General features: G+C 67.9%; 14 protein-coding genes. 12 read left to right on the forward strand and 2 right to left on the reverse strand.

Annotated elements, in window-relative coordinates:
* Positions 1-4 precede the first annotated feature (4 nt).
* A complete protein-coding gene (gene gspD, locus HZB86_05960) occupies positions 5-2,251 on the forward strand; it encodes a type II secretion system secretin GspD (GenBank protein ID MBI5905079.1) in 2,247 nt (748 codons plus the stop codon).
* A gap of 16 nt (positions 2,252-2,267) precedes the next feature.
* Here the strand turns inward: gspD and HZB86_05965 are convergent, their stop codons facing one another.
* Positions 2,268-2,777 carry a TlpA family protein disulfide reductase gene (locus HZB86_05965; protein ID MBI5905080.1) on the reverse strand — a complete coding sequence of 170 codons (510 nt, stop codon included), beginning with the start codon at positions 2,775-2,777 and terminating at the stop codon, positions 2,268-2,270.
* Positions 2,778-2,843: 66 nt separating this feature from the next.
* Entirely contained in the window at positions 2,844-3,554 is a 711-nt protein-coding gene (locus tag HZB86_05970; protein ID MBI5905081.1) for a sulfite exporter TauE/SafE family protein, read from the reverse strand.
* Positions 3,555-3,671: 117 nt separating this feature from the next.
* On the opposite strand from HZB86_05970, the gene HZB86_05975 reads away from it, so the two are divergent.
* The 11 genes from HZB86_05975 (at position 3,672) to HZB86_06025 (ending at position 21,670) form a co-directional block, all read left to right on the forward strand.
* Positions 3,672-5,909: a PAS domain S-box protein gene (locus tag HZB86_05975; GenBank protein MBI5905082.1), complete on the forward strand. Its 2,238-nt coding sequence runs from the start codon at positions 3,672-3,674 to the stop codon at positions 5,907-5,909.
* Positions 5,910-5,912: 3 nt separating this feature from the next.
* The gene (locus HZB86_05980; protein MBI5905083.1) at positions 5,913-7,373 is read left to right on the forward strand and encodes a sigma-54-dependent Fis family transcriptional regulator; all 1,461 of its coding nucleotides are present in this window, start codon (positions 5,913-5,915) and stop codon (positions 7,371-7,373) included.
* 3 nt (positions 7,374-7,376) lie between these two features.
* Positions 7,377-7,769 (forward strand): response regulator, encoded by a 393-nt coding sequence (locus HZB86_05985; protein ID MBI5905084.1) that lies wholly within the window; start codon positions 7,377-7,379, stop codon positions 7,767-7,769.
* A 283-nt stretch (positions 7,770-8,052) separates the two neighbouring features.
* Positions 8,053-8,445: a response regulator gene (locus HZB86_05990; GenBank protein ID MBI5905085.1), complete on the forward strand. Its 393-nt coding sequence runs from the start codon at positions 8,053-8,055 to the stop codon at positions 8,443-8,445.
* Between the two features lie 223 nt (positions 8,446-8,668).
* The gene (locus HZB86_05995) at positions 8,669-9,070 is read left to right on the forward strand and encodes a response regulator (GenBank protein MBI5905086.1); all 402 of its coding nucleotides are present in this window, start codon (positions 8,669-8,671) and stop codon (positions 9,068-9,070) included.
* 347 nt (positions 9,071-9,417) lie between these two features.
* Positions 9,418-15,663, forward strand: a complete 6,246-nt coding sequence (locus tag HZB86_06000) for a hypothetical protein (protein ID MBI5905087.1) — start codon at positions 9,418-9,420, stop codon at positions 15,661-15,663.
* Positions 15,664-15,834: 171 nt separating this feature from the next.
* Positions 15,835-17,796, forward strand: coding sequence for a cytochrome D1 (locus tag HZB86_06005; GenBank protein MBI5905088.1), 1,962 nt, complete (start codon positions 15,835-15,837; stop codon positions 17,794-17,796).
* Positions 17,793-19,367: an ABC transporter substrate-binding protein gene (locus HZB86_06010; protein ID MBI5905089.1), complete on the forward strand. Its 1,575-nt coding sequence runs from the start codon at positions 17,793-17,795 to the stop codon at positions 19,365-19,367. The genes HZB86_06005 and HZB86_06010 overlap by 4 nt, the downstream gene beginning before the upstream one ends.
* A 56-nt stretch (positions 19,368-19,423) precedes the next feature.
* Positions 19,424-20,059 (forward strand): SCO family protein, encoded by a 636-nt coding sequence (locus HZB86_06015; protein MBI5905090.1) that lies wholly within the window; start codon positions 19,424-19,426, stop codon positions 20,057-20,059.
* The gene (locus HZB86_06020) at positions 20,056-20,751 is read left to right on the forward strand and encodes an SCO family protein (GenBank protein ID MBI5905091.1); all 696 of its coding nucleotides are present in this window, start codon (positions 20,056-20,058) and stop codon (positions 20,749-20,751) included. The genes HZB86_06015 and HZB86_06020 overlap by 4 nt, the downstream gene beginning before the upstream one ends.
* Positions 20,752-21,010: 259 nt before the next feature.
* Positions 21,011-21,670, forward strand: coding sequence for a PEP-CTERM sorting domain-containing protein (locus tag HZB86_06025; protein ID MBI5905092.1), 660 nt, complete (start codon positions 21,011-21,013; stop codon positions 21,668-21,670).
* Positions 21,671-21,673 lie beyond the last annotated feature (3 nt).

Here is a 21,673-nt window from a genome sequence, read left to right on the forward strand (position 1 = left end):
ACCGATGAGACGCCTCTGCTGGCTTTTCCTGGCGGTGACGCTGCTGTTCGGGAGCGCGTGCCACGCCGCGGACGATCCGCCGCACGATCCCCCGGCGGCGCCGGAGATCCCCGCACCGGCCGGGCTTCCCGCGCCGCCGGAGGCGGCATCCCCCGTGGCGCCCCCGCTACCGTCGCCGCCCGCGCCGCCCGCACCGCCCGCACCGCCCGCACCGGCTCCCGCCGTCGCGATCCCGCCCTCCCCGCCGGTACCGGTGGCCGCGCCCCCCTCCGCCGCGCCCGTACAGCGGACCGCGCCGCCGGCTCCTTCCTCCGCCGGCTTCTTCGTCAAGTTCAACAACGCGGACATCTACGAGGTCATCCACACGCTGGGCCGGACCGCCGGGATCAACTACCTGATCGACCCGCGGGTCCGCGGCGTGGTGAACGTCCACACGAACGGGGTGCTCCGGAAAGACGCCGCGCTCGACCTGCTCTTCGCCATCCTGCGGGTGAACGGCGCCACTGCGGTCAAGGAAGGGGACACGTACCACATTCTCCCGATGTCCGAGGCGAAGATGGAGCCGCTCCTCCCGTCGTTCCAGGGAGACAGGGCGTCGAAGGGACCGGCCAACCAGGTCGTCATGCGGGCGTTCCCGCTGCAGTACATCGGGGTAGGGGAGATGGCCAAGGTGATCAAGCCGTTCCTGTCCCCGGGCGGCGAGGCGGCCGAGGTCCTCCGGGCGAACGTCCTCCTCGTGATCGACACGGAGGGGAACATCGAGAAGACCGCGCGGCTGGTCGAGCTGTTCGACTCCGAGGTGTTCCGGTCGTCGGGGATGAAGCTGTTCCGGCTCAAGTACCTGGACCCCGAGGAGATGGCGAAGAACCTCGACAACATCTACGGGGCGCTCGACTTCTCCGCCAGGGGGGCGAAGCCGTCCGGCATCAACTTCGTGGCGATCCCCCGCCTCAACTCCCTGCTGGTCGTGAGCGCGGCGCCGAAGACGATGGAGGACGTCGAGAAGTGGATCGGGGAACTGGACCGTGAAGGGTACGGGGCATCCCGGACCGTCCACCGGTACCGGGTGAAGCACGGGAAAGTGAGGGACATCGTCGCGGTCCTCGAGAAACTGTACCCGAGGCGGACCGCCTCGCTCCCGGACCGGACCACCGAGTTCAAGCCCGCGGTGGGGCACTCCTCCATGGCCGGCCCCTCGACCTCCCCGACCGTCGCGACGACGCAACCCGCGCCGGCCGCCACGACCGCTCCGGCGAAGACGCAATCCGCGAAGGACTCGAAGGACGCCAAGGAAGGCGAGGGGTTCGACATTATCCCCGACGAGCCGACGAATTCGTTGATCATCCGCGCCAGCCTGTCGGAGTACGCGGACATCCTCGAGAACCTGAAGACGGTCGACGTGTACCCGCAGCAGGTGCTGCTCGAGGTGCTGGTGGGGGAGGTGACGTTGACCGACGAGCTGAAGCTGGGGATCGACTGGTCGTTCACCAACGCGTTCGGCCCCGGGGGCGCGTACAAGGGCACCGCGACGCTCGCGTCCGGGGTGGCGTCGAACAACTTCGACTACCTCGTCGAGAAGACCGGCAAGCTCACCGCGGCGTTCCGGTCGCTGGCGCAGGACGGCAAGGCGTCGGTCCTCTCCTCCCCCAGCGTCATCGCGACGAACGGGAAAAAGGCGCGGATCAACGTGGCCGACCAGGTGCCCGTGGTCACTTCCACGCTGCAAAGCAACACGAACCCGCCGGTGACGACCACCACGGTCGAATACCGGGACGTGGGGGTGATCCTTTCGTTCACGCCGTACATCAACGACTCGGGGCTCGTGACGCTCGAGATCGAGCAGGAGGTGAGCGAGGTCAACACCACCGCCTCCGGCACCAACCCGACCTTCTTCAAGCGGAGCATCTCCACGAACCTGGTGGCGGCGCAGGACCAGAGCATCGTCCTCGGGGGGCTCGTGAAGGAGCGGAAGTCGCTCGACCGCGCCGGCCTGCCGTGGTTCTACAAGATCCCCGTCTTCGGCTGGATCTTCGGCTCCCGGTCGGACAGCATCACCCGGAACGAGCTGCTGATCTTCATCACGCCGCGGGTGGTCCGGAGCGTGGAGGAGGGGATCCTGCTCAGCAGGGACTTCGAGGAGCGGGTCCAGCAGCTGAAAGGCCGGATGAGCGAGGCGCAGGGGATCCGCCTGCGGGGCCAGCCGGTCCCGCAGGCTCCGGCTCCGCCGGAGCGCACCCCGCCGGTTCGATGACGATGGGCCGCCCGGGTCAGATCCAGGGGGAGAAATCGCCGGGGAGCGCGTGCGACCGGTACGCGATGGCGCCGTCCCGTCCGATGAGCACGAAGGTGGGGATCCCGACCACGCCGTACGCCCGGGCCACCTTCCCCTTCTCGTCCAGGAGCACGGGGTAGCGGATGTCGCGCGCCTTGACGGTGGCCGACACCTTCTCCCGGGACTCGCGGAAGTCGAGCCCCAGGATCTGCACCTTCTTCCCCACCGGTCCGGCGTGCAGGGCGTTGATCGACGGGATGGCCGCCCGGCACTCCGGGCACCACGTGGCCCAGAACACGAGCAGCACCGGCTTCTTCCCGAGGAACTGGTTCAGCGAGACCGGTTCCCCGTCGAGCGACGGAAGGGCGAAATCCGCGGGGCGGCTCTCCTCCCCCGCGCCCTCCGCCCGGGACACCGCGTTCCCGGCCGGCAGCCGGTCGGGGCCCGCGAGCCCGGCTCCGCACAAAAGGAACAGCAGCGCGGCGATGGCGTTCCGGCGGTTCATCCCTTCCTCCGTCGGGCGGATACGCCCGGCACTATTCGATGGTCCCCCCGGGCGGGGCGTTTCGGGTCAGACCAGCCGCCTGCCCGCCTCGAGCAGCAGGTATTCTCCGGCGAGGAGCAGCAGGACGCCGAACGCCCGTTGGACCCGGGTCATCCACGCCCCCGATTTCGGCAGCGCCGCCAGGAGCCCGGCGGACGCCCCGAGGGCGACCACCGGAAGGCCCATCCCCAGGGCGAAGGTGAAAAACAGCGACGCCCCGAACAGGGGGTTTCCGCTCGCGCCGACGTACAGGAGAAGCCCCCCCAGCACGGGCGCGGTGCACGGCCCGACGATCACCCCGGAGCAGATCCCGACCAGGAGCGCCCCTGCGGTCCCGCCGCCGGCCCCTCCCGCGGATCCGGCCCGGGAGAGGAACGCCGGGAGGGGCAGGCGGACCAGATCGAACATCGAGAGCGCCAGGACGAGGCAGACGTTCGCCATCGCCAGGTAGGAGAGGGGGTGGGCGGTGACCTCCCCGAAGACCTGCCCCGTGAGCCCCGCGGCCATCCCGAGGGCGGCGTAGGTCAGGGCCATGCCGACCGCGTACGCCCCCGAGAGGAGGATGGTGCGGCGGCGCGTCCCTCCGCCACGACTTCCGAGGTACCCGACGGTGACCGGGAGGATCGGGTAGGTGCACGGGGTGAAGCTGACGAGGATACCCCCGAGGAACGCCGCGACGTACGCGAGCGGGGATCCCGCCTGCAGGTACGCTTGGAACGAGGTGAGGAACGCATGCATCGGGTGTGCGCTTTCCGTCCCGGGTGGGGGACCGGATGTTGATGGAACCAGTGTACTTCCCGGAATCCGCCGAATCAAATCGCGTATCAAAGAAGGGAACAGGAGGGAGGGGGACCGGTGACCCGCACGGGACGTTGGCGATATCCTCTCCTTGAGCGCGGGAGCGGGTGGCTGGGGGGGAATCGATTCCCCGAGAAGGTCGCCGCGGCGTACATATTGTGCGGCGTCTTCCTCCTCGCCCTGACGGAGCGGTACATCCATCCGGTATTCCCGGGGTACGTCGATGACGCGATCTACATCGCCTGCACATCGGTCATCCTCTTCCTGATCGTCCGGAGCGGCGTGAACGCCTTGAGCGCGAAGGAGGCCGCCCTCCGGGAGAGCGAGGACCGGCTGGCCCGGATCCTGGAGACCAACGCGGGAGGGATCGTCGTCTTCGACGCGAAAGGGGTCATCACGTTCGCCAACCACGCGGCGGAGAAGATCCTGTCCGTCGAGCGTTCGCGCCTCATCGGCCTTCGGCACGACGACCCGGCGTGGGACATGACCGACGCGGACGGCGCGCCGATCGGGCACGAGGAGCTCCCCGTGGCGAAGGTCCGGACGACCCGGATGCCGGTGTACGACATCCAGTTCGGGGTCCGGCACCGGGCCGGGGCCAACGTCATCCTGTCCGTCAACGCCGCCCCGCTCCTCGACTCGTCGAACGAGATGGTCGGAACCGTGGCCTCCTTCACGGACATCACGGCGCGGAAGAAGGGGGAGGACCTCCGGATCCGGAAGCTCCTCCTGGCCGTGGAGCAGAGCCCATCCGCCATCGTCATCACCGACCTCGAGGGGAACGTGGAGTACGCGAACCACCGGTACGCCCTGATGACCGGGTGCCCCGTGAAGGAGGCCATCGGCGGGAAGATGCCCCACCCGTGTCTGACCTCCAGCCGCCGCCTGGAGGAGATGTGGTCGGCCATCCGGTCGGGGAAGGCGTGCCACGGCGAGTTCGAGTGCACCCGGAACGGCGGCGAGGCGTACTGGGAATCGACCACGATGACGCCGATTCGCACCGCGGAGGGGGAGATCGCGAATCTCCTGTGGGTGCGGGAGGACATCACCGACCGGAAGCTGGTGGAGGAGGGGCTTCGCCGGAGCGAGGCGAACTACCGGACGGTCCAGGAGAAGTTCCGCCAGATCTTCGAGCAGAACGAGGAGCCGCTGTTCCTCTTCCGGCAGGGGACCGGCGAGATCCTGGACGCGAATCCCGCGGCCGCGCTCCTGTACGGGTGCGACCGGGAGGAGCTTCGGAGGGAAGGCGTATCCCTTTTCGTCCCGCCGGCGGACCTGCACGAATTCCGGTCGGCCATCGCGGCGGTCCGCCCCGGGGCGGGGCTGTCCATCGATTGCGCGCGCCACCTCCGGAAGGACGGGGTGCGGATCGTGGTGTCCATCCGGGCGAATTCGATCCGGACCGGGGACGAGGAGGTGGTCTACGGCTCCTTCCGGGACATCACCGCCCGCATCCGGATGGAGGACGAGGCGAAGCACCACCAGGCCCAGCTCATCCACGCGAACCGGATGACCTCCCTGGGGACGATCGTCTCCGGGGTCGCCCACGAGGTGAACAACCCGAACAACCTCATCATGTTCAACGCGCCGATGATCCTCGCCGCCTGGGAGGACGCCGCGCCGATCCTGGACGCGTACCACCGGGAGAACGGCGATTTCCACCTGGGAGGGCTGCCGTACTCCGAGATGCGGTCGGTGGTCCCCAGGCTCGCCGCGGGGATATCGGACGCCTCGGTCCGGATCAAGACGATCGTGGCCAACCTCAAGGATTACGCACGCCAGGAAGGGCCCCGGAGGGTCGCGGCGATCGACGTGAACGACGTCGTCCGGACCGCCATCGCCATTCTCAACCACGAGATCATCAAGGCCACCCACCGGTTCGAGCTGATCCTCGAGGAGGGGCTCCCGCCGGTGAACGGCTCCGCCCAGCAGCTGGAGCAGGTCGTCATCAACCTGGTGAACAACTCCCTGCAGGCGCTCCCGTCGAACCGCCGGGGCCTCCGGGTCTCCACGCGGAACGTTCCGGACACCGGAGAGATCGAGGTGACGGTCGAGGACGAGGGGGCCGGGATGCCGCCGGATGTGCTGGCACGGGTGGCCGAGCCGTTCTTCTCCACGCGGACGGACAGCGGCGGGCTGGGGCTTGGGCTGTCGATCTGCCGATCCATCGTGGACAAGCACAAAGGCTCCCTCTCCTTCGAGTCCGAGGTGGGATCGGGGACCCGTGCGGTCATCCGCCTTCCCGCCGTAGGGGCGGGCGCGGTGCGGGACGCGCTGGCGTCCCGGAAGGGGTGACCGATGCCCGGGATTTCCGAGGGCGGGAGCCCGATCCTCCTGGTCGACGACGATCCGCACTTTCTCGTCTCCTCCGGCGTCACGCTCCGCTCCGCCGGCATCTCCCCCGTCGTCACGATCGAAGACAGCCGCCAGGTGGTCCCGTTCCTCGAGGAGCGGCCGGCCGCCGCGGTGGTGATCGACCTGTCGATGCCCCACCTCTCCGGAAGGGAGCTGCTCGCGCTGCTCCGGGAACGCCACCCGGAACTTCCCGTGATCGTCATGACCGGCCACAACGAGGTCGAGGTCGCGGTGGAGTGCATGAAGGCGGGCGCGTTCGACTACCTGGTGAAACCGGTCGAGCGTTCGCGCTTCGTCTCCTCCATCCGGCGGGCGCGCGAGGTGAGGTCCCTCCGGGAGGAGGTCGATTCCCTGAAGGCCCACTTCCTCTCCGGCAAGATCCGGAACGAGGCCGCGTTCGAGGAGATCGTCACCGGCAGCCGGAAGATGGTCGCCGCCTTCCAGTACATCGAGGCGATCGCGGCGTCGCGCCACCCGGTCCTGCTCACGGGCGAGACCGGGACCGGGAAGGAGCTGTTCGCCCGGGCGATCCATGCCGTAAGCGGGCGGAGAGGGGAGATGGTCCCGGTGAACGTGGCGGGGCTGGAGGACGCGATGTTCTCCGACACCCTCTTCGGCCACCGGAAGGGGGCGTACACGGGCGCCGACCACCCCCGGGAGGGGCTGATTTCACGGGCGGCCGGGGGGACACTGTTCCTGGACGAGATCGGCGATCTGGGCGAGGCGTCCCAGGTGAAGCTCCTCCGCCTGATCGAGGAGCGGAAATATTACCCGCTCGGCTCGGACGTCCCGAAGGAGAGCGACGCCCGCGTCGTCTGCGCCACCCACCGCCCGGTCGAGTCCCTCTTGAAGAAGGGGGGGTTCCGGAGGGACCTCTACTACCGCCTGTCCGCGCACCACGTTCACCTGCCGCCGCTGCGCGACCGCAAGGAGGACATCCCGCTCCTGGTGGACGTGTTTCTGGAAGAAGCCGCGTCGGAAGAGGGGAAGAAGCGGCCGACCCCGCCCGCGGAGCTGTACACGCTGCTGTCCACCTACGATTTTCCCGGGAACGTCCGGGAGCTCCGGATGCTGGTGTTCGACGCGGTCCTCCGGCACAGGGGGGGGGTCCTCTCCCTCGACAGCTTTCGATCCGCGATCGGACCCAGGAGCGTTCCGGCGACGGCCGACGCGTCCGGAACGTCCTCGACGGATCCGGGGGCGTCCGGCACCTTCCCCGCCCTGTCCCGGCTTCCCACCCTGCGGGAGGCCGAGGAGCAGCTCGTGGCGGAAGCCCTCCGGCGCGCCCGGAACAACCAGGGGATCGCGGCGTCCCTCCTCGGGATCACCCGGCAGGCGCTCAACAAGCGGCTGGTGAGGGAAGCCAGGAACCACCCCCGGCCGGAAGACGCCCCCGGAGAGTAGCCGGTGGGCGACACCCCGCGAATCCTGATCGTGGACGACGAGGCGCCGTTCCGGTTCTCGGCGACGGTTGCGCTGCGGCAATCCGGTTTCCGGGTCGCGGAGGCGCGGGACGGCGCGGAGGCGATCGTGAAGATCCTCGAGGCCCGCGACGCGGGCGACCCGTTCCGCCTCGTCGTGACCGACATCCGGATGCCCACGATGTCCGGCTCGGAGCTGATCGACGCGCTCGCCGCCCGCGAGATCGGGACTCCCGTGTGCGCGATCACCTGTTTCGGGGACCGGGGCCTTGTGACGGATCTCGCCGCCAAGGGGTGCACGGAGTACCTGGAGAAGCCGTTCTCGCCGGAAGAGCTCGTAGCGTGGATCACCCGCGTCCTCTCTTCCGGCCCTCGCTGAATCCCGGCGATTCCCTTCGGTGCTCCGCCGACTTGGGTGCAACGCAGGTTGCAGGCCGCATTGCGGTTGCATCCCCGCATAACCGTTACTTTTTCAATAGATACGCCGATCGATCCGTTCCCCTTGGGGTTTCACGCGCAGCCGGCGCTTCGCCTCCGACTGAGGGGAGTGGCGACATATGTGATCGGTTTATAAAGTAAATATACCGGCGGGCCGTTTGGCACCGCTCTTGAAGTACAAGGGGCCCAAGGCAGGATCCGAAGAGATCAGGGGGGGCGGGCGGGTGACCAACGACAAGCACATCCTGATCGCGGACCCGGAAGCGGGGTTCCGCTTTTCCGCGACGGTCGCCCTTCGGAAGGCCGGGTACCGGATTTCGGAGGCGTTGAGCGGCCTGGACGCCCTCGCGCAGATCATCCGCCTGCACGAGGATGATATGACTCCGGACCTGCTGATCACAAACTGCGGGATGCCGGACCTGTCCGGCGCGGATCTGGTACTTGCTCTTCGCCGGCTCGATGTTTCGGTCCCGGTGTTCGCGATCGCGGAAAACCTGGACGCCACGCTCCTGGGCGACCTCGCCGTTGCGGAGTGCGTCGGGCTGATAGAAAAACCGTTCCCGCCGGACGAACTGGTCCGCAGCGTGGATCGCGTCCTCGGGATGGACGCGGCATGATCCGGAAAACCCCGCTACCGGAGGCCGGAATCGTCCGGCCTCCCGCTCGTCCCGCCCCACGGGCCGGTCCCCGGGAGAAGACCCCGAGGGCCGGCCCCCTTCTTTTCCGGCGGGGACTCGCCGGCGCTTGACATGGCGATGGATCGGTTCGAAGGGTGATATCGGACCCGGCATTGTGCGGGGGGCGGCGGCGGGATAAGATTCCGGGGGAGGGGGGAGCGGCGTGGAACACGGGAAGCACATTCTCCTGGTCGACGAGGATCCTTCGTTCCGGTTCTCGGCCGGAATCGTCCTGAGGAATGCCGGGCTCCGCGTGAGCGAGGCCGGGGACGGCGAGGAGGCGCTTCGCCGCTTTCGGGATGCCCGTTTCGGGAGGAACCCGGTCGACCTTCTCCTCGCGAATGTCCGGACGCCGGGGATGTCGGCGCTGGAGCTCATAGACGAGATCCGCCGGCTCGGCGACGACGTTCCCTTCGCCGTGATGACCTGCTGCGACGAGCCGTGCGTCTCGGAGGAGATCCGGAAGCGCGGGTGCCGCGATGCGATCGCCAAGCCGTTCGACCCCGCGGAATTCGTCCGCCGGGTTCGCCGTGCCTTGGAGGACTCTTCGGAACCGGTGTGCTGAAACGGGCGTAGTTCCGGGAACCCCGCGGAACACCGGGGTGAGACGGAAGTTGCCCCCCTCGGCGGCAGGTCCATTTTAACCGTTCGGAATATCAGGAAAAATTGGTGGTAGCCCAATCCATCCGCAAGAAAAGTCGCACCCCTCCCACCCTCCATGGCGTCACGGGATAATCCAGTAACCACCTGATTGCGCTAGCCAAATACCCCTTCGGGTTCCGCGGCACAAACCTTGTATTGATTGCCGTCAAAGGTTTCGTTTCAGGCGCGCGGGAATCCATCCATAGGTCAGGACAGTCGGTTGACAAGGAAAGGAGAAGCGATATGAAAAAGCAGAGGCTCTCCAACCGGATGTTCGTTGCGGTCCTCATGCTCTCCACCGTAATCGGAGCGTACCCCGTCGGCGGTGCGTCCGCGGCGATCACCTGCGAGCGGGAGGTGACCGCGGACGTCGTCGCCTTCGACAAGCCGATCATGTACAACCGGCTCGGCGCGGGCAACGTGAACGGGATGATGTACGCCCTGTCGCGGGACGTGGTCAACGTGGGGACCCTTGCCCCGCTCACCGTCGCGCCGGGAGGGGCCGTTGCCGGGGAGGTCGACCTCCGCCCGGACAAGCGGCAGCGGCCGCTGATCCTCCGGGTCCGCGTCGGCGACTGCCTCACGGTCAACCTGACAAACCTCCTGACCCCGGCGGCGAACCCGTTCAAGTTCAACACGGCTCTCGAGGATGTCGTCACGGTCGCCGGTCAGGTGTTTCCCGCCTCCATCGACGAGCAGGTCGCCTCTCGGGTGGTCGGGTTTCACGTCTCCGGGATGCAGCTGGTGAACGGCATCGACGACGACAGCAGCATGGTGGGGAGGAACCACCTGGGCCTGCCCGGCAGCCAGGGAACGCCCGATGCGGTCAACGGAAGCATGGCGGGGATCGGCCAGACCCGCTCCTACAAGCTGTACGCGGAGAAGGAGGGGGCGTTCCCGGTGAAGAGCGACGGCGCGACCTTCGGCTCCGACGCCAACCAGGGGCAATCCTCCACCGGCCTCTTCGGCCAGGTCATCGTGGGGCCCAGGGGTTCGGCGGCGTACCGCGGACAGGTCTTCGAGGAGGAGATGCGGCTTTCGGCCGACGCGAACCGAGACGGGGTCCTCACCGGCGCGGAGAAGACCGCCCAGGGGCACCCGGTCCTCGACTACGAGGCGGTCTATCCCGCGACGTCCCCGTGGACCCTCGAAGGGAAGGCCGGGCTCCCGGTCCTGAACATGATGAAGGCGACCGGGACGTTCACGGGCGCCGTTCCGAACGTGGAGATCGTCCACTCCGAGATCAACGCCGTGGTCGCGTACGGCCCGAACGGGGCGACGACCGCGGACGGGATCTTCCCGCCCTCCACCTATCCGCTGGAGAGCGTGGGCAAGCGGAACCCGTCGATTCCGAACCGGCTGGAACCGTTCCGCGAGTTCGCCCAGGTCTGGCACGACGAGCCCGCCACGGCGCAGGCGTTCCCGGCGTTCTACGTCGGGAACCCCATCTGGAAATACGTGCTGGCGGGGGTCAAGGACGGCTTCATGATCAACTACGGCTCCGGCGGGATCGGGTCGGAGATCATCGCGAACCGCCTGGGCGTCGGGCCGATGCACGACTGCCTCACGTGCGCCTACGAGGAGTTCTTCCTCACCTCCTTCACCGTGGGGGATCCGGCGATCACGGTCGACGTCCCGGCGAACGTCGGGCTGGAGACGTGCGTTGTGAACCCGGTGTCCGGCGCGCTGGAGGGCGACTGCGCAGGCGCCGGCCAGCGGAAGGCGAACTACGTCATCGGGGGGGAGGACCCGGCGAACATCCACCACAGCTACACGGGGGACTTCGCCAAGTTCCGCAACACCCACATCGGGAAGGAGCAGCACGTCTTCCACCTGCACAACCACCAGTGGCTGTACAACCCCAACGACGACGGCAGCAACTACCTCGACGCCCAGGGGGTCGGGCCGGGGGTCGGGTACACGTACGAGATCAACTTCGGCGGCTCGGGCAACAGGAACAAGAGCGCCGGGGACGCGATCTTCCATTGCCACTTCTACCCGCACTTCGCGCAGGGGATGTGGTACCACTGGCGGCACAACGACGTGTTCCAGTCCGGGACCCTTCTCGCCGTCACGCCGAACGACGGCGCGGGGAACCCGACCGGATACCACCTCGTCCCCTGGGATCTGAAGGTCACTATCCCCGCTCCGGTCACCTTGACGGTCGGCGGAGTCACCGTGACCGGCCGCGCGCGCGCGTACCCGGACGGGGAGATCGAGACCGGGACGGCCATCCCGGCGGTGGTTCCGCTTCCCGGGAAGCCGATGGCCGTGATGCCGGGCCCCGTCCCGGCGGCCACCGTGCTGGTCGTCCCGAAGCTCGCCGCCGACAACGTGACGGTCGTCGGCTCCAACGCGAAGGTGATCGACCGGGCGAGCAACCCCGGCTTCCCGTTCTGGGTCGCGGGGATCGAGGACGTCGTGGGGCAGCGTCCGCCGACGCCCCCGCTCGACATGCTGACCCCTGCCAAGGCGACGGCCCTCAAGGCCTCCGGCGGACTCTGGGCGAATATCGACAGCGCCCAGGCGGACGGATGGGACGGCGGGCTTCCGCGGCACGCGCTGCAGGGATTCTCGGATAACGGGGCGGCGACGACCGTCACCCTCGCGGCCGATTTCAGCAAGGTCGTCCACGCGGCCAAGCCGGTCTACTTCCCCGAGGAGGGGACCGACCTCGAGCAGGCGGCCATGGCGTTCCACGCGAAGAAGTTCCACGCCACGTACCTCCCGAACGGAACGCCGCTTTCCGGAGTGGACAACGGATTCCGCACCAACGGCGGGGGCGGGCCCGTGGTGGGCGCGCCGTACCACAACCCGTGCATCGACGACGAGGCGACCGTCCTGGGCGCGGGCGTCCTCGGGAAGTTCTTCAGCGGGGAGACCGCCGGCAACCCGATGAGCGTCCGGGGCCGGAGCGTCTTCAACTCCGACACCCCCCGGATCTACAAGGGGACCAACCTCCAGTTCGACGTGGTCCTGAACAAGGTGGGGTACCATTACCCGCAGCAACGGATCGTGGCCCTGTGGGAGGACGTGGCGCCGATCATCCGGAAGAACAAGGCGCCGGAGCCGCTCGTCATGCGGCTGAACACCTTCGACTGCGGCATCTACCACCATTCCAACCTCGTTCCGGAAGTGTACGAGATGGACGACTACCAGGTCCGGACGCCGACCGACATCATCGGCCAGCACATCCACCTCCCGAAGTGGGACCTGACCACGACGGACGGCGCGGCGAACGGGTGGAACTACGAGGACGGGACGCTTTCGCCGGGCGCGGTCCAGGAGCGGATCCACGCGATCAACGCCTACAACACGACTCCCGGGATCGCCCCGGTCGCCGCGCTTGCGGGGGGCGGGCCCGTGGTCACCTCCGCGGGGCACACCGTCCCGTCGACCGGAATCCTGCACGAGGAGGCCCATCCGTACTTCGGGCCGGTGGCCGCCGCGTTGGGCGGCGCGTTCCCCGAGCGTTGGGCGGGCGCCCGCACGACGACCCAGCGCTGGTTCGCCGACCCGGTGGTGAACGCGGAGGGAGTGGACCGGGGCCTCGGGATCATCTTCACCCACGACCATTACGGGCCGTCCACCCACCAGCAGATCGGCCTCTACGCGACCGTGCTGGCGGAGCCGGCGAATTCCCTCTGGAAGCACAACGAAACCGGCGTCCAGCTCGCGTGCGCGGACGCCGTCAACCCGAACTTGCCGGGCCCGTCTCTTGCGGAGAACAAGATCCCGTGCCGCTGGGACGGCGGCCCCACGAGCTGGCAGGCGCAGATCGTTCCGCGGGCGCCCCTGGGGGGCGTGAACGTCCTGGCGGAGACGATCGAGCCGTTCCGCGAATTCTACTTCGAGTACACCGACTTCCAGCACGCCTACGAGGCCGGAATCTACGTGGGAGCCGACCAGGACGGGCTGGCGCTCCCCGGGACGGGCCCCGGGCTCCCGGCTCAATTCGCCAACCTGGGCAATCCGGCGTTCCCGGCGGCCGGTACCGCGGCCGACCTCTTCCGGTTCGCCATCAATCCCCCGGCGCGGTTCCAGGCCGCACAGGTCTTCCCCGATCTGGTGGTGGAGGCGAACGATTGCGTCCTGGATCCGCTGAATCCGTCATTGGTCCTGCTGTCCCGCCCCTGCCCGCAGGCGATCGACGTGCAGGACCCCGGCCTGTTCGTCGTGAACTACCGGAACGAGCCGGTTGGGCTGCGCGTCTTCGACCCGAACAAGATCGGCCCGGACGGCAAGCCGGGGATGCAGGCGGACGGCGCGGCCGGGGATCTCGCCCTGGCGCTGTCGTCGAACGTCAATCGCAGGATGCCGCAGCTGAACGTGCAGCCGACGGCGGCGACGGTGATCAACGGCACGAAATTCCCGCCGCCCATCAACTCGGGCGGGGTCGCCGCCCGGGATCCGTTCACGCCGATGGCGCGGGCGTACATGGGCGACCGGATCCGCGTCAAGGTGCAGGCCGGCGGGGACGAGGAAGAGCACAACGTCATGATCCACGGCATGAAGTGGCTGCAGGCGGGCTCCGGACACGGCCGGGCGCCGAACTCCGGGTGGCGCAACTCCCAGGCGGCGGGGATTTCCGAGCAGTTCACGCTGAACACCCCGGTCACCCCCCTGATCCGGAGCTCGAACCGGGCGGACTACCTCTACACCATGGACGCCTCCAACGACGGCTTCTGGAGCGGGATGTGGGGCGTGATCCGTTCCCACTCCAACTTCCAGAACACGCTGAGCCTCCTCCCGGGGAGCCTGGTCACGCCGACCCGGCCTCTCACGCTCTCCAACCAGTCGCAGTTCAACGGGTCGTGCCCCGTTGGCGCTCCGACGAGGAGATTCGACGTCACGGCCGTGCTGGCCAACCGGGTGCTCCCGAACGCGTTCGGGGTTCCCATTCCGGCGAAGGGGCAGGGCGATCCGATCGCGGACAACTCGGTCGGAGCGGGGCTGAACCCCCTCGGAGGAACGCTGGTGTACAACCCCCGGGCCGACGTGGTCGGCGGACAAACCATCGTCGATCCGGAAACCAGCGTCCAGATCACCCTTCCGGCCAACCGGGGACCGATCCACGACCCGACGGCGATGATGTACGTCCTCACGTCCGACCTCGAGGTGAGGCCGGCGGCGGAGCTTTCTCCGGCGCAGAAGCTTTTGTGCGCCGCAGGCGGCGTCAACAATCCGCTCTGCCCCGTGCGGCTCAAGGCCACCGCTCCCGTGGAGCCGCTGGTGCTGCGGGCGAAGGCGGGGGAGTGCGTCAACGTGACGCTGCGAAGCCGGCTGGAAGCGGTCGCCCCCGATCTCGCGTCGTACTCCTCGATGATGGGGGTGGTGAAGCGCGACCGGTTCGATCCGGAAGGGTCGACCACGTTCCAGCCCAACCTCATCCGGCCCTCGTCGCTCGCAGGGCTGCACCCGCAACTGGTGGCCCACGACGTCACGCGGGACGACGGGGTGGTCGTCGGCCTGAACCCGACCTTGACCCAGGTGTCGGCCCTGGGTCTCCCGGTGTCGTACCGCTGGTACATGGGGGACGTCTCCGGGGTGCCGGCCGGCAGCAACCTCCAGCTCGTGGCGACGCCCGTGGAGTTCGGCGGGTTCAGCCTTGCGCCGGCGGACAAGATCAAGCAGGGCGCCAAGTCGCTGGTGGGCGCGATGGTGGTCGAGCCCTCGAACACCGTCACGATCACCCAGAACACCCAGGTGCCCAACCGGCAGGGGGATTTCCCCGGCGTAACCCCGCGACCCACCCGCCTGACCCGGACGCAGGCCACGATCACGGCGCCGGCCGGCTCGGACGGGAGCGGGGGGACGTTCCGCGACTTCTCCCTGGTCCTGACGAAGGCGCTGACGCAGTACTACACCGACAACGCGACGGGGCGGCTCACCCCCGTCGAGCACATGAACGGCGAGGGGGATGGCATCCCGGAGGACAGCCAGGAGGCGAGCGGCATGGCCCTCAACTACGGGATCGAGCCGATGTGGTTCCGGTTCGGCATCCTTCCGCAGGCGCCGTTCGGCGGAGCGGGGACGCCCGCCAGCTACGGGTCGATCCCCAACGCCCACCAGGCGTTCAGCAACGTCCTCACGGCGGGCCAGGACCCGGTCACGCCGGTGTTCCAGGCCACGGCCGGACAGCAGGCCCGGATCCGGATCACCAATCCGTTCGGGACCAGCCGCGGATCCACCTTCGCGCTTCACGGGCACGTCTGGCAACGCGATCCGTACGTGTGCGACGACGACCAGTACGGCCTGGACGGCAGGTGTATCACCCCCCCGACCGGCTCCTCCGTCTGGCTGGGGGCGCCGCTGGTCGGTTCACGGGCCATCGGCAACAACCCGCAGGGGTTCGCCCAGGGCGGCCAGGAGAGCTGGACGCCGATGAGCCACTTCGACATCGTCCTGCCGAGCGCCGGCGGCGGGAACGATCGGCCGGGCGACTACCTGTTCCGGGACCAGGCATCCTTCGGCAGCGCCAGCGGGCTCTGGGGCATCCTTCGGGTGAACCCGTGAAGTAGGAAGGACGATGCCGCCATCAACCTCCCGACGAACGGGTGCGGTCTTGAGGGCCGCACCCGTTTTTTTCGCCTCATCGGGGGCGGACGGTGGAAGTAGAATGGGAAACGCAACCGCATTGGGCGCGCGCCGCCGCGGCCCGGAACGATTTTCCGGGAGGTCCGGACCGTGAAACGGGATAACCGCCGCACCGGGATGCTCCTCGCACTGGCGATTTCGATCCCGCTCCTGTTCGTGTGCTCCCCGTTTCCCGCCGGGTCGGCCGATTCTGCCGCCCCGGCGTCGTCGCAGGCCATTCCCGGCACCGACAACGTCGCGCGGGAGGGGGTCCGGGTGGAGTTCTCCTACTCCCCCGCGGGGAAGCGCGACGGCGGGGTGATCGAGGGGGAGTTCGCCGAACTCCGGTTCCGGGTGACCGAGGAGGCGAAGGGGAAACCGGTCCGCTCCCTGCGGCCCGGGGCATGGATGGATATCAGCCGCCCCATGGACGCGAGGCCGGGGCAGGACCGTCCCGATTGCCGGAAAAAGGTGGGCCTGTACCTGCAGGGGATCGTCGGAATCCGGCCGATGGTCGACCTGAACGGCTACTACATCGTGGTGCTGAACCAGGAGCCGAACCTCTACGTGATCGACCCGTTCGTCGGCATGGCCGGGAAGACGAACCTGCTGACCACCGTGCGCCTTCGGGAGCCCGGGACGGATTGGGTGAAATCCGCGGACGAGAAGCGGCTCTACGTGACCCTCAATCGCGCCGGCAAGGTGGCCGTCGTCGACGCCGAGGCGTTCAAGATCGTATCGGAGGTCGACGCCGGGAAGAGCCCTGTGCGGCCCGCGCTCCAGCCCGACGGCCAGCTCCTGTGGGTCGGCAACGACGCTCCGGAAGGGGTGGAGGGCGGAGTGACGCTGATCGACACCGCGTCCCTTTCGAAGGTCGCGGAGATCCCGACGGGAAAGGGGCACCACGAGCTCGCCTTCACCGACGACAGCCGCTACGCCTACGTATCGAACCGGGGGAGCGGCACGGTGTCGGTGATCGACGTCCGGGAGCGGAAAAAGGTCCGGGACGTGCCCGTCGGCCCACAGCCGATCTCGCTTTCGTACTCTTCCACCGCCCGTGCGCTCTACGCGGCGGACGGGCAGGAGGGGACGGTCTCCGTCGTGGACGGGAAGAGCCACGAGGTGACGGCCAGGATCCAGGCGAAGCCCGGGCTGGGGCCGATGCGGTTCACGCCGGACGGCCGGTGGGGGCTGATCCTGAACTCGCGGGAGAACGCCGTCCACATCGTCGACGCGTCGAACAACCGGGTGGCGCACACCGTGGCCGTGGGGGAGACCCCGTACCAGATCGCGCTCACCCGCGGTTTCGCCCACGTGCGCTGCCTCGGCACGGAGCGGGTCTTCATGGTCAACCTGGACCTGCTGGGGAAGGACTCCCCGCCGCCGGTTCAGAGCTACGGAGCGGGATCGGAGGCGCCGAAGGACGCGCCGGGGCTCGGGATCGCGAACGGGATCGTCGGCGTGACCGGCCAGTCCGAGGTCCTGATCGTGAACCCGGCGAGCAACACGATCTTCTTCTACATGGACGGGATGAATTTCACCTCGGGGAGCTTCCCCGGGTACCGGCAGCATCCCCGCGGCGTGGAAACGATCAACCGGAGCGTGGTGGAAACGGAGCCCGGCGTCTACACCGCGAGGGCCCGGGTCCCCGTGGCGGGAGAGTACGACGTGGCGCTGTTCATGGACTCCCCGAGGTTCGTGCAATGCTTCACCCTTTCGGCGGGTTTGAACCCGGATCTCCGGAAGGGTCCCGCGTACGAGGTGGAATACCTCCGGGAGGACGGCGGCGCCGCCCTGGAAGAGGAGTACCGGTTCCGGTTCCGCCTGAAGGATTCCCTGACCGGGTGGCCGGTGAAGGGGGTTGCGGACGCCCGGCTGCTGTACTACCTCTCCCCGGGGAGATACCGGTCCGAGGTTCCCGCCCCGGAGGTGGAGGAGGGGGTCTACGAGGGCACTCTCCGGTTCCGGGAGCCCGGCGCGTACCACGTCCACGTCGGCGTGCCGTCGCGGAACATCGGGTACCGGACCTTCATCCACCGCTCCCTGCTGGTGAAGTCGAACAGATCGAAGTGACCGTGCGCCGGCCCCTTTCCGCCGCCGTGGCCCTCTGCCTTCTCTCCGTCGCCGTCGCGGCGTCGGCGGAGGGTCTGACCGAGGCGCAGCGGAGGGGGAAGCGGATCTACATGGAGGGGAAGGGCCGGGGGAGGATCGCCGCCTTCCTCGCCGGGGCGGGGATCAGCGCCCCCGGCAAGGGATTCCCGTGCGTCAACTGCCACCTCGCGGGCGGGGAGGGCCAGCGGGAGGGCGGCGTCCGGTCGGCCGACATCACGTGGTTCCACCTCACCAAGGAGTATTCCGGCCGGCGCGCGACGGGCAGGGCACACCCCGCGTACACCGAGGAAACGGTCCGGGCGGCGATCACCAAGGGGGTCGATCCCGCCGGCAACGCGCTGGATCCCGCCCACCCGCGGTACACGATCTCCCGGGAAGACCTCGAAGACCTCGTGGCGTACCTCCGGGCGATGGACCGGGAGCCGGTTCCCGGCGTGACGGACAACGAGGTCCGCGTGGGGGTGCTCCTTCCGGAGCGGGGGCCCGTCGCGGAGGCGGGGACCGAGGTCCGCGCGCTCCTTGCCGGCTGCTTCGCGGAGGTGAACGGACGCGGAGGGATCTTCGGGCGGTCCCTCGTGCTGGTTCCCGTGCCGTACGACCCCGCCGCGGAAGGGTCCGCCCTCGCCGCGGCGAAACGGGTGGTCGGCGGGGAGTCCGTGTTCTGTTTCCTCGCCAACGTCGGCGTCGCGCCGGGGAGCCCGGCCGCCCTGTACCTCGCGGACGAGAGGGTGCCCGTGATCGTGCCGCTCCTGTCCCCGTCCGAGGGCGGCTACCGGGCGGACCGGTACACGTTCCACGTGTTCGCCGGCATCCGGGAGCAGGCGCGCGTGCTGGTCGATTTCCTCGCGGAGCGCTCGAAGGGGGCGGTCGCGAAGGCGGGAATCCTCCGCTCCGGGGACCGTTCCGGGGAGGGGGGCGCCGAAGGGGTCCGGGAGCAGGCGGAGAAGAACGGCCTCGCCGTGTCCGCGGAAGTGACGTTCGAGCCGGGGAAGCTGGACGCGGCGGAAGCGGTTGCGCGATTGCGGGAGTCCGGGGCGGGCGCCGTCTTCTACTTCGGGGGCCCCTCGGAAGCGCTCTCCTTCGCCGCCGAGTCGGCGCGGCTGGGATGGGAGCCGTGGTTCCTCGCGCCGGCGCCGATGATCGGGAGCGCCCTGCAGTCGTCGGCTCCCGCGCGCTTCCTCGATACCGTGTACCTCGCATCGCCGCTTACCGTCCCGGAGCCGGAGCGGATGGCGGAATTTCTTCGGATCGGAAAACGGTACGGCTCGGGGGAACGGCACCGGACGTTCCAGTTCCTCGCCTACGCCGGGTCGCTCCTGCTGGAGGAAGGGCTCCGGCGGGCGGGGAAAGGGGTGACCCGCGAGAGTTTCGTCGCGGGCATCGGGAACGTGTGGAGGCTCGAGACGGGTGTGACGCCGCCGCTGACGTACACGGCGAACCAGCGGGTCGGCGCCCTCGGGGCCGTCGTCATGAAGGTGGATCCCGGCAGCCGGCGGCTCGTGCCCATGACGAAGTGGCGGGAGCCCAGGTAGGCCGTCCGGCATCCTATCGACGGCGGGATTCCGCGGAATCGCGGGAAGGAGGCGGAATGGGGATGCCCCGGACGTGGAAGGTACCGGCGCTGGCCTGTGCCGCATCGGTCCTCGTGGCCTGCCTGCCGCCGCCGGCGTTTCCGGATGCCGGCGGGAAGGCGGGCGGGGAGGAGAAGGTCGAATCGCGGCCCGTGCAGGTGAAGCTGGTCGACCGGACGCTGCTTACCCAGGACGGGAAGCCGGTGCGGTTCCGGACCGACGTGGTCGGCGACCGGATCGTGGTGATCGACACCTTCTTCACCACCTGCGGCCTCATCTGCCCCATCCTGGGCGCCATCCTGATGGAGCTGCAGGAGAAGGTCGGCGACCGTCTCGGCGGAGAAGTGGCGCTGGTCTCGATCTCCGTGGACCCGGGGACCGACATCCCTCCCCGGCTGAAGGCGTACGCGGAACAGTGGGAAGCCCGCCCGGGGTGGATCTTCCTTACGGGGGGGAAGCCGGACGTGGACCAGGTGCTGTCCGGGCTGGGGCTCTACGCGGCGAATTTCGCGGAACACCCCTCGACGTTCCTCGTGGGGGACGGGAAAACGGGCGAGTGGACCCGCTTCTACGGTTTCGCCACCCCGGAGCAGTTGATGGAAAAGGTCACGGAGCTGACCGGAAAACGGAAGGCGGGAGGGAAGGCGTCATGAGGAGAATATCGGTTGCGGCGGCCGCGGCCGTCGTGATGGCCGCCCTGGCGTTCCCCCTCCCGGTTCCCCCGGCGGTCGCCCACGACGAACACGCCCACTCCCCGAAGGCGACTCCGCCGCCGGGGGCGCAGGACGTACCCAGGCCCGCCGTCCCGAAGCGGCTGGACGAGAACGAGCAGCGGAAATATTTCACCGACCTGCCGCTCCAGGACCAGGACGGCAGGGCGGTTCGTTTCTACACGGACATGCTGAGGGGCCGGATGGTCCTCATCAGCTTCATCTACACCAACTGCACGGACATCTGCCCGACCCTGATGCACAACCTGGTCGACGTCCAGGAGAGCCTGGGGGACCGGTTCGGGAAGGACGTGTTCTTCGTGTCGATCAGCGTCGATCCGGAGGACGACACCCCCGAGGAGCTGAAGAAGTACGCGGAGCGGTACGAGGCGAAGCCCGGCTGGACCTTCCTAACCGGGAAGAAGGAGAATATCGACTGGGTGGTCTACAAGCTCGGGCAGTACACGCCGGACTTCGAGGACCACTCGATGCTGTTCCTGCTCGGGGACGTGAAGAACGCGCGCTGGGCGAAGCTGAAAGGGGACGCGGATCCCGGAGTGGCGATCGCGAAGATCCGGGAGTTCCTGCAATACCGGGATTCCGGCCCGGGCTCCCTGCTGCTGTCCCCGAAGTGAGGCGCTTCCCTTTTTCGAAAGGGGTGCGAAAGGTTTCTCAGGGGTTTCATACGGGCGGGATCCAGTAGGAAATACTTTCCCCTCTTTTCCTTCTTATTGCTCCATTCTTTTCGGAATGAATCCGGGTTCCATGGAAAATGTCATTAAAAACAGATAGCCACGTGATATCGCCATGGGGTGGGATTGGAACATGGATTGCAGAATTTAACGGCAGCTGTGCAGGCAATTCAGTATCGCGGACGGAAAACGGAGGTGCGGCGTGAAGCGGATAGTGACGATTCTCCTGGCGGGGTTGATATTCCTTGCGCCGGTGGCTGCCGGTGCGTCGGCGGTCACATTTACGGGAGCGAACCTCGGCTTCGAGGCGTTGATCACCGATCTGGGGGGAGGAGGTTTGCAGTGGAATTTTGATAGCACATTCGCCTCCTCGTTTTCCATCACCGCGAGTCACGGCGCGACTTCCATCCAACTGAATTCTGACGATGATCCCATTTTGTTCGGTGGAGGAGGGTTCAGCTATGTTCCGTTTTTTGGATTGTTTTCGGTGACATCTTCATCGGGCGGTCTGGTTTCCTCCTCTTTCGATGATACCTTTGGTGGAAACATCAGTTTCGACTTCACATATCATACGCTGGCGGTCAACAAAGGAATCGGGATCCTGTCGGATTCCCTCCTTGATTCTCTTTCATTTGTTCCACCGCAAAACTTCTCTGGAGCATTCTTTATCTCCGCCATGTTTGACTTTTCCTTTGAAGGGTTGGAATTTGATAATTTTATTGATAGCGGGGAGGAATTCTTGGGCACGATGGAGTCTTTCACTCTCACCGCCTCCCCCGTCCCCGAGCCGGGGACGATGATGCTCCTCGGGTCCGGGCTGGTTGGCCTCGTCGCCTGGGGGAGGAAGCGGATCCGCGGGTAACGA

This window comes from Deltaproteobacteria bacterium, from assembly GCA_016234845.1.
Classification (GTDB): Bacteria; Desulfobacterota; Deferrimicrobia; order Deferrimicrobiales; family Deferrimicrobiaceae; genus JACRNP01.